The sequence below is a fragment of the Pedobacter suwonensis genome (genome assembly GCF_900111825.1).
GTDB classification, from domain to species: domain Bacteria; phylum Bacteroidota; class Bacteroidia; order Sphingobacteriales; family Sphingobacteriaceae; genus Pedobacter; species Pedobacter suwonensis.
The window spans coordinates 22,904-35,667 of record NZ_FOJM01000003.1 but is presented as its reverse complement, the minus strand read 5'-3'; the positions used below and the strand labels follow the sequence as shown (position 1 = coordinate 35,667).

The following is a 12,764-nucleotide window of genomic DNA, read 5'->3' as shown; positions in this document are numbered from 1 at the left end:
TGATGCCAGCCAGGGGTTTTGTGGTAATTTAGTCGTAAAGTTGCGTTAAGTAAAAGATAAGCGCTGCGCAACTTTAAAAATAATAGTTCAGGTTAAATTTTATGTGCCTGTAAAGGTGCCTGGCCACCCTGATCATCATATTGGTGGGATGCCGCTTCCAGTTCCGTTTAAAAGTACTGGGTTCTTCACTCGAGTTTTTTTGCTCAAAAAGACCCTGAAAGTCTTCATAGAACAATCCTTTACCCTTACGTTTAAGAAACGACATCATCATGCTGTATTCTGCCTTTTCTACATTAACACCTTCCTTATAATCGCCAAACTTGGTTAAAAAGTCACTTCTCCTCAGGTGTGGATGGTCACTGTACAGGTAGAATTTATTATAGGTACTCAGAATATCTTTAGGATTAAAATGCATTTCAGAGAAACCTTCAGCAAATGGTTTCAGAAAAGGAAAACGCTGATAGGCATAAAACCGAACGATATCCAGGGCGGGGTCATTCTGCATAAAACCGATTGATGCAGAGAGTTTCTCCGGAAACAGTTCGAGTGGAACAAAATCTTCCTGTACATAAAGCGTAAGGGGAAGTGTTGCGTTCCGCTGTCCTTTATTAATATTATTTCCTAGTCCGGCATTTTTTGGCGTAGTAATAAGCTTAAAACCAAATTCAGGCTGGAGTTTTTTAACCAGCACCAGGTTTTCGGCTGTACTGCAATCATCAGACACAACAATTTCACCAAATTTGCAACCCAGCGACGCGAAAGAGGAAAGTAATCTGGCAAGGGAGGCAGGCCTGTTAAAATGGGTAACCAGCAAGGTTACCTCTGGAAAATTGAACGCTTTTGACTGCATGTATTGATAAATTGTTAGCTGGAAAAGATTTCCACTGCTGGTCTTAACCTTTTGGGGCTACAGCTTACAGAAGCGGATCTGAACATGTATAAATTTATTATTTTATTTCAAAGCAAAAATTTTTTTGACTGTTTTTTTTACTTTGTAAAACCCTTTTCTGAAAACCCTTACATAATTGGGTACAATTTTGAAGTCTGCCCAGGGGGTCATTTTCAGATACCGGAAAAACTCGTTTTTGTAAAACTGGCTGCCATTATACGATGAATAGATCGGTTTAATATCAATAAAATGCATAATAAAGGGATCCTTTACGTCTACCCCGGCCTTGCAGTTCCAACGGTGGTCGAGTTCTTTCCAGCTATTGGCAAAAACTACGTTAAGGGCATATTGATCTGCTAAAAGCAGCGAATCTTTATTCTCCTCTACGCAGGTCAGTATTTTTTGAGGTATATTTTCGTTTTTCCATTTTTCAATATCAATTACCAGTAAACCCGCATTGAAATATTTTGTCTCCGGATCAAGCCCAAGTTCACGGTAATTAGGTATGCCTGCCCATTCGCAACTTACCGTTGCCGAATGGTCCTGTACGCAACCCACGGTTCTACCGTCCAGTTCCACCGACCATAACTCCGATATATCCCTGTTCACAATCATATCTACATCCAGATAAATGACCCGTTTTGCGGTATTACCTACAATATAAGGCGCGAACATTCGCATATAGGTAATCTGTGGCATCCCGGTACCGTCAATGGGGAGGTGCATATCCCTGGGCAGAACCGATTCCATCTCATGAAAGCTGAGGGTATAATCATTACCATCAACCATTGATCGTAACTTCTGAATGTTCAGTTTGGAAATTCCATTATCAATAATCGCGAAGGCAATCTGCTCACCGGTTTTATGATTGGCCTGTACCGATTTGATCAGGGGGGCCAGTAAAATGGCATAGTGGTTATCCGTTGCGATAACAATATGGATAGTTTCTCTTTGTTTGGACATTCGTTTGAAATAGAGGCTTTTTGTTTCGGTAGAACATACAAATTTAGGGAATTAAAATTATTATTCATCTTTTTAAACCTTATCGATCTAAATTTGAAGTTTTGACCCGCTTACCCATTCAAATATATTGCAAACCTTAAAATTATTGAAGTATTTATTTAATATTGTGTTTTAAAACATCAGTCATGTGGCCAATCAAAGTTCCTGAACATATTAAACAGTTTATCGATAAACGGTTCACCTCCGAAGAGTTGGGCGCTAAGGCCAGGGCCTCCTATAAAACGATCTCTAATGGTGTTCCGGAAGTATCTGTAGTGATGCCGGCATTCAACGAGCAGGATAATATCATACCTACCCTCGCCTCTTTGGCTGCCAATAAAACAAAAAGGGTGGTAGAAATTATTGTGGTAAACAACAATTCTACCGATCATACTGAAGCCCTTGTTAAAAGTACTGGTGTACCATGTATCCTGGAAAGCAGGCAGGGAATTACTTTTGCCCGTAACGCCGGCCTTGCGGTTGCCCGCGGTAAATACATATTAAATGCGGATGCTGATACCATTTATCCTGCAGACTGGATCGAACAGATGACTGTGCCGCTGGAGAACCCCGGCATTGCCCTTACTTATGGTAGATTCGCTTTTTTGCCTATTGCAGAAACAGGTCGCGCAACCTATTTTTTTTACGAACATCTGGCAAGGCTTTCGCGGTGGATGAATAAGGTTTTTAAGGAGGAGGCGGTAAATGTATATGGATTCAATTCAGGCTTCAGGCGCGAGCAGGGAATCGCCGTAGATGGTTTTAACCATCCACCGGGAACCAATGAAGATGGCTGGCTCGCGCTAAAATTGCGCAATAAGGGCTTTGGAAAACTCCACCTGGTTACCGCCATCAGCGCGCTGACCTGGACCACCGACAGAAGAATACAGCTTGACGGCGGATTAATAAAGGGCTCTGTAAAAAGGATAAAGCGGGTACTTGGGGGATAATTTCCCTGAAATCTGAGTTTGATCATCATGAAAAAAAATGCTGAAACAAGCTAACATCGACAGACTCCTCAAAAAAAATCGTCATCTCGACTGTAGCGAAGCGAAATGGAGAGATCTTTAAACTGAGTTCTTGAGATCTGGTTTAAAAGATTTCTCCCCGCCTATATCTGGCGAATAGCTTTAAAAGCCACATTATTTATTGAACTCAAATTAAAAGGTTAATGGATGGAGCCGAAAGCTAACAAGGATGATTACCTTGCAAAAACCGGCATCATACGCCTGGTGAAATCTTCTGCACCCTTTTGGTTGATATGGATTTCGTTATAAAAAAAGGTTGGGTCGTGCTGATAAATATCGCCAAAATTTAAATATTCAACCCCTTTATCCCTTTTCATCTGCAGGGTAAATTCAGCTATATTCTGTTTATACTGCTCATCAATTTTAATGTCGGCCACTGGTGCGGTAAATAAAATAAGTTCGATTTTATTGGCTTTACAAAGCGAAATGATGTCATTCAGGAATTTATATTTGCCTTTCAAATCAAAAGTCAGGTCTCTCAGTTTTGCAGGCCCTTTATAGGCCACATCAGGATAAAAGAAATCACCATAACTGTCGAAATCCTGGGGCAGTATATTAAATCCATCATTAATTACCTCGTGTATTCCCCATAGGGTGTTGTATTTGGCATACCGGTAAAAAGGTATATACCTGTATGCATACCACTCATATCCAAATTGTTTGAAGTGATCAAATACGACAGGCTCTTTAAGGTATGGAAAAAATTTAGGCACGGCAAAATCAAAAATTTCTTCTGTATTAGAGGAGAAGGGATCAATCTGCAGGTATAATTTTTTGATTTTATTGTTTTTCAATATAAACAGCTTCAGCATCAGGTACTGATCGGTAATCGAACTTCCATCTACAGAGATGTTGATCCCTTTCTTTTTTGTCTGCTGCTCGATCATTTTTAGGTCCAGCGATGTATATGCCCTTGAATTTCCATGAACGGCAAAATCAAACTTCTGGTTATTTACCTTGTCCAGCCACTGGATTTTGGTATAATTTCCTTTCTGAAATACATAGGTAAAACCTTCATCCAGCAACCAGAACAGGAGATAACAGATCAGAAGTAGTTTAAATAGCTGAATAAAAAAATTCTTCATGGCTAGAATTGAAAATAAATGAAACTGCTTTGTGATACCAGTACTCCGAATAAGGCAATAAGTAGGATTAAGGTGAGGTAGCTTAAAAAACGTACCGATTGATAGGCATAGAAATAATATTGCACCCTTTGATTCCCCCAAAAACCTTCAAAGATGAGCAATAACAAAATCAGTGGAAAGCCTACGGCGAAGTTGTAAAGATCAGCCCCTGTAGATTGCCTGATCTCAGCAATAAAGGAATGACCATAATCAAAAAGGTTTTTGATAATCGTAAAAGAATCATGGAGGTTATTAGCCCTGAAAAAAATCCATGCAAAACATACCGCTGAGAATGTCCAGAATGTACCCAGCCATCGCGGGAGTTTAAAATTGAAAAACTTTTTTCGCTGATTTAACGATTCAAGTGAGATCAACAAACCGTGAAGCGCTCCCCAGATAATAAAATTTACGCTTGCGCCGTGCCATACCCCTGATACCAGGAAAGTAATGAATAAGTTAAATATCCAGCGGCCCATTCCCACCTTGTTTCCTCCAAGCGGAATATAAAGATAATCTCTGAACCAGGTAGACAGGGAAATGTGCCATTTGCTCCAGAATTCGCGTATTGATGATGAGAAGTAAGGCTTGTTGAAATTTCTCATCAGGTCAACTCCCATCATTTTAGCTACGCCTATGGCGATATCAGAATAGCCTGAAAAATCGCAGTAAATCTGAAATGCAAAAAATATGGTGGCACAAAGAACAGATAAGCCATGGTATGATTCGGGATTGTTGTAAACCAGGTTCACAAAAAATGCCAGCCGGTCTGCCACCACTACTTTTTTAAACAGCCCCCATAATATTCGCCTGGCGCCGATAATCAGGTTGTCAGCCTCAAGCGGCTTTAAGTTATTAACCTGTGGAAGAAGTACCTGCGGGCGGTTGATGGGGCCTGCTACCAGTTGTGGGAAAAACGACACAAAAAGCGCAAATCTGCCAAAATTCTTTTCAGCAATCATATTTCCACGGTAAACCTCTACGGTATAGCTTATGCTCTGAAAGGTATAGAAAGAAATCCCGACAGGAAGAAGAATTTTTGCACTATGCAATAAGAGTGGTGATCCAAGCCATGCAGATGTGGTATTGATACTGTCGAGAAAAAAGTTAAAATACTTAAAGTAGAAGAGAAGCCCGAGGTTGGTGATGATACTGATGCAAAGGAGCATTTTTTTTCGCCGTTGCGCTGCCGTTTTCTCTATCCGCCTGGCTACGAAAAAATCTATGGTTGCAGGGAAGAAGAGCAGAAAGATGTATTCCCACTTCCAGCACATGTAAAAGAACAGGCTGGCAGCCAGCAACATCATCCACACATATTTTTTTGGCAAAAAATAATAAAGTAAGAGAACCGTAGAAAAAAACAGAAAGAAACTGAGGGAATTAAAGAGCATGCAGGTCTGAATTTCGAAACATCTAAGATATAAATAGAACCCTCATAAATGCAATTTTTTATTAAATAATCATTCCTTTTCTTTAGAATACTCAGTTGTAAAGCGGTGTTCATAAATCCGATTTTATAGATAAAAGGAATATAGATCAGATGCATTTGCTTAATCTGATCAGCTTTTCCTTAAATTTTAAGCCTTATTTAGTGTTATTATTATAAATTTGATCACGCATAGCAGTAGCTGGAACCGGGCCGAAACTGGGTAAACGGTTAGCTGCTACCCAAAAGCTGCAGATGAAAAGCATTAAAATGGACCCACAATTTTTTAAATCCGTAAGCAACCGATGATGAATCTGACTGAAAATCTGCAGGGCAAAAAAATTTCAGTTATCAGTGTAAATTATAATCAGCCAGCGGTAACCCAACAATTACTCGACTCCATTTTTACAACAAACACTTATCCCAACATCGAGATCATTATTGTGGATAACGGCAGCAAGGAGCATTTTATTCCTGTTTGGAAGGAGCGGTATCCTCAGGTTAAATTTATTCAATCGGAGCTGAACCTCGGGTTTGCAGGAGGAAATAACCTGGGGATCGCAGCAGCAGATGGCGATTACCTTTTTCTGGTAAATAATGATACCGAATTTACTCCCGGCCTGTTGGAAACGCTTAGTGCAACTTTTCAGGATTTTCCTGATACCGGGGTAGTCTGCCCAAAAATCAGGTATTTTGAGCATCCGGGGAAGATCCAGTACGTTGGTTTTACAGAACTTACCTCGATTACAGCCAGAAACCACTGTTTGGGTCAGTTTGAAGATGATCAGGGGCAGTACGACAACAAAGTCTTTATTACCGCTTTCGCGCATGGTGCAGCAATGATGATTTCGCGCGAAGTTTGCGGGCAGGCAGGATTAATGGCAGAGAATTTCTTCCTCTATTATGAAGAGATGGATTGGAGCCTGAACATCCGAAAAGCAGGGTTTAAGATCCGGGTGAATACGTTTGCCCAGATTTACCATAAAGAATCCGTTTCGGTCGGGGCAGATAGTCCGCTTAAAGTTTATTACATGAACAGGAACCGGATATTGCTGGTGAGAAAGCATTACGCTTTTTATAAACGGGCGCTGTTCTGCCTTTATTTTGGCCTGATTGTATTTCCGAGAAACTTCCTGAAATTCCTGATCAGAGGTAAGCTTAAACATATTAATGCCTTGTTCAAAGCGGTCTATTGGAATCTTAGCCACAATACCCACTCATTTTAACCCCAAAAACATATACCAATATATTATTTTATGCAAGTTTTCTTCATTATCGCTATTCTGCTGGTGTTTTATACCTATATCGGCTATGGGATTTTACTATATATCTTGATTTTGGTTAAACGTGTATTTGCTCCGGCCGTTCCTAAAGTTTTTGGTGATCAGGAGCTGCCAACCTGTACACTTATTGTTGCAGCTTTCAATGAGCAGGATTTTATTGAAGAGAAGATTAATAATACGCTGGCCCTTAATTATCCTGCGGGGAAGCTTCAGCTCATTTTTGTTACAGATGGCTCAACAGACCGTACGCCGGAAATTGTTTCGCGTTATCAGCAGATTCACCTCATGCATTCTGCAGATCGTAAAGGGAAAATCGCAGCGGTGCACCGCGCCATGGAAAGTGTTGATACCGATCTTGTTGTTTTTACTGATGCAAACACCTTTCTTAATGCAGATGCCCTGTTCCATCTTTGTAAACATTATGCAGATGAACGCGTGGGCGGGGTTGCAGGCGAGAAAAAAGTATATGCTGACAAGCACGCCGATGCAACTGCCGGAGAAGGGATCTACTGGAAGTATGAATCGAAACTGAAGGAATGGGATTCAGAACTGCATACTGTTGTAGGTGCGGCAGGCGAATTATATAGCATCAGGAGGTCACTTTATCAGCCCGTGCCGAAAAATAGTATCCTTGATGACTTTATGATCTCGATGCGGATTGCAGAAAAGGGTTACCGCATCAAATATGAGCCGGATGCTTTCGCTCAGGAAACTTCCTCTGCAAATATCAGTGAGGAACTCAAACGTAAGGTCAGGATTGGAGCCGGAGGCATCCAGTCGGTTATCTGGTTAAAATCGCTGATGAACCCTTTCAGGGATCCCATACTTACCTTTCAGTACATCAGCCACCGTGTGCTGAGGTGGACACTGACGCCGCTGGCGCTCATTGCTGCCTACCTCACTAATGTGCTTATTATAGCACAGTACGGCGGCAATATATATTATACCCTGTTTTTATTGCAAACGCTGTTTTACCTGATGGCACTTTGCGGTTTCTGGCTGGAAAAGCGGAAAATCAGACTTAAGATTTTATTCATTCCCTATTATTTCTGTATGATGAATTATGCGGTAGTGGCAGGTACTTTACGGTTTTTTAAAGGAAAGCAATCAGCGGTATGGGAAAAGGCAATCAGGAAATAAATCCAGTGATATTAGACAATATTTAAATTTAAAGCCTAAGTGTATGTTCCGGCACCAAAGCCATCGTATAGACAAATCTTTTGTTAATTCTATATTTGTTTTTCACACATTAAGGCGGTCGTGGTCGTCATGCTGAATTTATTTTACAAGAGGAAAGTAGTTTGTTCTATGGCCTTGAAGCTACTTCGTGGTCAGCATCTTTCCAGCTCCTAAAAGGCATTTATTTCGAAAAAAACATTTAATACTCAAACATTGTCTAATCCTTCTTCCATTTAAAGCTAATTTCGTCTGCTGATGTTAAACTGGATCCCGGCAGAGAAAAGGTTGAGCAGAAACTCTGATTTTTGATAGGTATTTACCGTCCTCGAAGTTCCGTTTGCATCTGTTAAATCCTGGCGTTCATACGAATAAAAATAATCAAGACTACTTTCTGCAAATAAATTCATGTAAGGGAGTAAATTGAGCTTCACACCAATTACAGGCGACACAACCAGTCCGTTTTTTGATGACTCCGCATACCTTGCCGTCGCCGCAAACATGGTAGTGCCTGGATAAGTATTTCCGCTAAACCGATTGGAGCGGTAGCCCAGGTCTATTCCAAAATAGGGTTGAATCCGGGAATAGGTAAAGTTCTTTTCAAAGCCCACTTTGAAGGCAAAATCGGTCACTGTACCAACAGCAGTTTCACAGTTTGCGCAGGTATTGTTAAAGGTGATGTCTTTTCTGTAAAAATTCCCCCCAACCCGGTAGCTGATCTGGTTATCATTGAACTTCATCAATAGTGCATTGGCATAGGTATGGTTAAAATCCTGGTAGTTGGTCTGGTTGAGTATTTTGGGCAGTTGCATGATGCTGTAGGCTCTTAAACCGATGGAGTAATTATAGTCTGCACTGGTTTGAGAAAAAATGAGTGATGATTGTGCAAGAAGGATTAAAAGGAGTACAATTTTTTTCATTTAAGTTAGGGATATCAACATCAAAAGTAAAGATATTTATCAGAAGTAGATTATTGATAAGCATTTATATTTTAAATGCCAACAGCTTAGAGGCGCGGGAATAGAAAATCATTTTTTTACATTCTTATTAATTGAACTGAGCTTGTCTGTCATTTAGCTAAAAAAAATACGTATGTTTGCTCGCTTAAAAGGTTATCAAATAAAGTATATGAAAGTTGCGCTAATAACAGGTGTTACAGGCCAGGATGGGGCTTATCTTGCAGAATTTCTGCTCAAAAAAGGATACAAGGTTCATGGTTTGAAGAGGCGGTCGTCGTTATTTAATACCGATCGGATCGATCACCTGTATCAAGATCAGCATGAAAGCAATGTTAATTTCAAACTTCATTTTGGCGACCTTACGGATTCCACAAACCTGATCAGAATTATCCAGGAGACACAGCCGGACGAAATTTATAATCTGGCAGCGATGAGCCATGTGCACGTGAGCTTTGAGATGCCTGAATATACCGCTAATGCAGATGGAATAGGTACGCTTAGGCTTTTGGAAGCCATCAGGATACTCGGACTAACCAAAACCAGGATCTATCAGGCCTCTACTTCAGAATTATATGGACTGGTACAGGCGGTGCCGCAAAGCGAAACCACGCCTTTTTATCCGCGATCACCCTATGCTGTGGCGAAAATGTATGCTTATTGGATTACGGTAAATTACCGTGAAGCTTATGGCATGTACGCCTGCAACGGCATTCTCTTTAACCACGAAAGCCCCTTAAGGGGAGAAACTTTTGTAACCCGTAAAATCACCCGGGCTACGGCTAAAATTGCCCTTGGTTTACAGCAATGTTTATTTTTGGGTAACCTCTCTGCCCAGCGGGATTGGGGACACGCAAAAGATTATATTGAAGCCATGTGGCTGATCTTACAGCAGGAAAAACCTGAAGATTATGTAATTGCAACCGGGGTGACCACAACGGTTAGGGATTTTGTACGAATGAGTTTTGCCGAACTGGGAATAGAGGTAGAATTCAGTGGAAAAGATGAGTATGAAAAAGGAGTTGTAATCGGTGTTGATGAAGAAAAGATGGCCGGTTTGGGATTAAATGCAGATACTTTAAAACCAGGCCAAACGGTGATCCAGGTTGATGCCAAATACTTCAGGCCAACGGAAGTTGATTTGCTGCTTGGCGATCCTACAAAATCAAAAACCCAGTTAGGTTGGGAGCCTAAATACGATCTGCCTGCACTGGTGAAAGAAATGGTGCATTCAGATTTGCAGGTCATGAAAAAAGACCAGTATTTAAAAGAGGGCGGGTTCAACACGCTGAACTATTTCGAATAATCAATAATTAATAGTACTTCCTATACCTGATAAAGTTGAAAAACATATTTACAACCTTACTATTTCTGATCATGCTGACTGTTTTCCAGCAGTCAATGGCTCAGACCAATTATGCAAATGTAAAAGTCGACGACCTGAATGATACGCAGATCAGACAATTGATCCAGCGTGCCGAATCTATCGGTTATAATGATGCACAGTTGGAGCAGATGGCCGCTGCACAAGGGATGAAAGGTGAGGAAATCCAAAAACTGCGGATAAGGGTAGAGAAAATCCGAAAGCAGGATGGAACAACCAGTGGTACTACAAAGGGTAATAACACTTCGAATAGCGGTACAGAGGAGGGCGATGACCGGTCAAGAACAGCGGTCAGGATCAATCGTGATTCAGCGAATATTACAAAGGCGAACAACACAAATAATAAAAACACAACTGACCTCAATATCTTCGAGGGTTTAAAACCTAAAATTTTCGGAAAAGAACTTTTCTCCAGCAGTGGTCTTACATTCGAGCCCAATCTTAGAATAGCCACTCCTAAAGGTTATGTCATTGGTCCGGATGATGAACTTTTGATCGATTTAAGTGGCGATAACGAAGCCAGTTATAAACTGAAGGTTAGTCCTGATGGAATTATACGTGTACAGTATGTCGGAAATATTTCTGTTGGTGGCCTTACTATTGAACAGGCGATCAGCAAAATACGAAGCAGTCTCGGCCCGACCTACCCCGCATTAAAAACGGGCAGGACAAGTGTGGCGGTAAATCTGGGCAATATCCGGACAATCAGAATTACCCTGGTTGGTGAAGTGGTAAAGCCTGGCTCGTATTCCCTTTCTTCCCTGTCAACCGTATTTAACGCTTTAAATGCTTCAGGTGGGCCAAATGAAAACGGATCCTTTCGTAAAATTCAGGTCATCAGGGGTAATAAAGTGGTAACCACTATTGATGTGTACGACTTCTTGCTCAATGGTGTCCAGAAAGGGAATATCCGTTTGCAGGATCAGGATGTAATTAATATCCCTGTTTACGAAAAACGCGTTGAAATGTCTGGTGAAGTGAAAAGACCAGCCTTGTTTGAGGTCGTATCAGGTGAAAGCCTGGCTGATGTGCTGCGTTTTGCCGGGGGCTTTTCAACCGAAGCTTATAGCGCCAATATCAAAGTATTGCAAACTACCAGCAGAGAACGCAAAATTGTTGATGTTCCGAACACACAATTTAGTAGCTATACGCCTCAAAATGGAGATAAATTTATTGTAGATGCCATTTTAGACCGTTTTGCCAATAAGGTGGAAATCAACGGGGCTGTTTTTCGTCCCGGGATGTATGCTCTGGAAGATGGTGCTACTTTAAAAAGCCTGATTACGAAAGCCGAAGGTTTGAAAGAAGATGCCTTTTTAAACAGAGGTTATATTAACCGTTTAAATTTCGACAATACCGCCAGTTTGATTTCTTTTGATGTGGCGAAGATTATGTCTGGTGCACAAGCCGACATCCCGCTTCAGCGAGAGGATAAGGTAACAATATCGTCTTTGTTTGACCTGAGAGACGAATATAAGCTCAGTATCCAGGGAGAGGTAAGGCAGCCTGGCACATTCAATTATGCAGATAATACCAGTGTTCAGGATTTAATCCAAATGGCGGGCGGATTTAAAGAAGGTGCTACGCCCAGCCGGATTGAAATCTCCAGAAGGGTTAAAAGTGCTGATACTGTAGGTAAAACTTCCCGTACAGCAGAAATATTTACCCTTTCCGTTGACCGGAATCTGAAAATTGAGGGACCGACTTTTGTTTTACAGCCTTTTGATATTGTATCGGTAAGAAATGCTGAAGGTTATTCCGTGCAGAAACAGGTCAAACTTGAAGGAGAGGTTCTGTATCCGGGAGTATATACCATTACCAATAAAAATGAGCGTATTTCTGATGTGATCAAAAGAGCCGGCGGACTCACTTCTTATGCCTACGCTGAAGGGGCCAGTTTAAAGCGTCCTGGAGCAGAAAAGGTAAATCCAACCGATAAGAATGCAATCAACAACAAAGAAGAGGAAGACAAAAAATACCTTAACTTAAAACGTGCTCAGGAAGCGGGCACAAAAGATACTATATCGGCTGAGATCGAGCAGAGACTCATTCAAAGTGATTTGGTTGGTATTAATCTGGAACGCATCATTGAAAAACCACTAGGCAAATATGATTTGATTGTTGAAGACGGGGATGTGATCCGTGTTCCGCGTACTTTACAAACCGTTAAGATTACAGGAGAAGTGCTCAATCCCAATAGTATCGTTTATCTTCCGGGAAAAAGTCTAAGGCAGTACATTAATGGTGCGGGTGGTTTTACTTCAAACGCAAGAAAAAGTGGAACCTATATCAAATATGCCAACGGTTCTGCAGCGGCAGTAAGCAAATTTTTGTTTTTCAATAATTATCCTGTTGTTAAACCAGGTGCAGAGATCCTGGTGCCAAAAAGAGCAGAAAGGGAACGCTTAAGTGCACAAAGCTGGATTGGAATTGGAACAGCAATTGCTTCTTTGGGGGCAATTATCGTTAGTGTATTGAGGTAAGTTATGATTATGCAAA

At 41.0% G+C, this 12,764-nt stretch carries 10 protein-coding genes; 5 read left to right on the top strand and 5 right to left on the bottom strand.

Translation table 11 applies throughout. The features are described 5' to 3' along the window. Positions 1-73: 73 nt before the first annotated feature. Both BM107_RS04610 and BM107_RS04605 read right to left on the bottom strand, forming a co-directional pair. Complete coding sequence (locus BM107_RS04610; protein ID WP_090980800.1) at positions 74-850, bottom strand: glycosyltransferase; 777 nt, start codon at positions 848-850, stop codon at positions 74-76. Positions 851-952: 102 nt separating this feature from the next. Next, entirely contained in the window at positions 953-1,852 is a 900-nt protein-coding gene (locus BM107_RS04605; RefSeq protein ID WP_090980798.1) for a glycosyltransferase family 8 protein, read from the bottom strand. Positions 1,853-2,037: 185 nt separating this feature from the next. On the opposite strand from BM107_RS04605, the gene BM107_RS04600 reads away from it, so the two are divergent. Beyond that, a complete protein-coding gene (locus BM107_RS04600) occupies positions 2,038-2,841 on the top strand; it encodes a glycosyltransferase family 2 protein (RefSeq protein ID WP_090980796.1) in 804 nt (267 codons plus the stop codon). Between the two features lie 251 nt (positions 2,842-3,092). On the opposite strand, the gene BM107_RS04595 is transcribed toward BM107_RS04600, so the two are convergent. Continuing rightward, complete coding sequence (locus tag BM107_RS04595; protein WP_090980794.1) at positions 3,093-4,004, bottom strand: hypothetical protein; 912 nt, start codon at positions 4,002-4,004, stop codon at positions 3,093-3,095. Positions 4,005-4,006: 2 nt separating this feature from the next. Then, positions 4,007-5,368 (bottom strand): MBOAT family O-acyltransferase, encoded by a 1,362-nt coding sequence (locus BM107_RS04590; RefSeq protein WP_244278731.1) that lies wholly within the window; start codon positions 5,366-5,368, stop codon positions 4,007-4,009. A gap of 403 nt (positions 5,369-5,771) precedes the next feature. Here BM107_RS04590 and BM107_RS04585 point away from each other — a divergent pair, with 403 nt between their 5' ends. Both BM107_RS04585 and BM107_RS04580 read left to right on the top strand, forming a co-directional pair. Then, positions 5,772-6,692: a glycosyltransferase family 2 protein gene (locus tag BM107_RS04585; RefSeq protein ID WP_244278730.1), complete on the top strand. Its 921-nt coding sequence runs from the start codon at positions 5,772-5,774 to the stop codon at positions 6,690-6,692. Between the two features lie 30 nt (positions 6,693-6,722). Then, positions 6,723-7,889 carry a glycosyltransferase family 2 protein gene (locus BM107_RS04580; RefSeq protein WP_090980787.1) on the top strand — a complete coding sequence of 389 codons (1,167 nt, stop codon included), beginning with the start codon at positions 6,723-6,725 and terminating at the stop codon, positions 7,887-7,889. Positions 7,890-8,167: 278 nt separating this feature from the next. On the opposite strand, the gene BM107_RS04575 is transcribed toward BM107_RS04580, so the two are convergent. Next, the gene (locus BM107_RS04575) at positions 8,168-8,845 is read right to left on the bottom strand and encodes a hypothetical protein (protein ID WP_090980785.1); all 678 of its coding nucleotides are present in this window, start codon (positions 8,843-8,845) and stop codon (positions 8,168-8,170) included. Positions 8,846-9,053: 208 nt separating this feature from the next. Here BM107_RS04575 and gmd point away from each other — a divergent pair, with 208 nt between their 5' ends. Both gmd and BM107_RS04565 read left to right on the top strand, forming a co-directional pair. Beyond that, positions 9,054-10,187, top strand: coding sequence for a GDP-mannose 4,6-dehydratase (gene gmd / locus BM107_RS04570; protein WP_090980783.1), 1,134 nt, complete (start codon positions 9,054-9,056; stop codon positions 10,185-10,187). Positions 10,188-10,216: 29 nt separating this feature from the next. Beyond that, on the top strand, positions 10,217-12,748 hold the full coding sequence (locus BM107_RS04565; protein ID WP_455430252.1) for an SLBB domain-containing protein: 2,532 nt from the start codon (positions 10,217-10,219) through the stop codon (positions 12,746-12,748). The last annotated feature ends 16 nt before the right edge of the window (positions 12,749-12,764 follow it).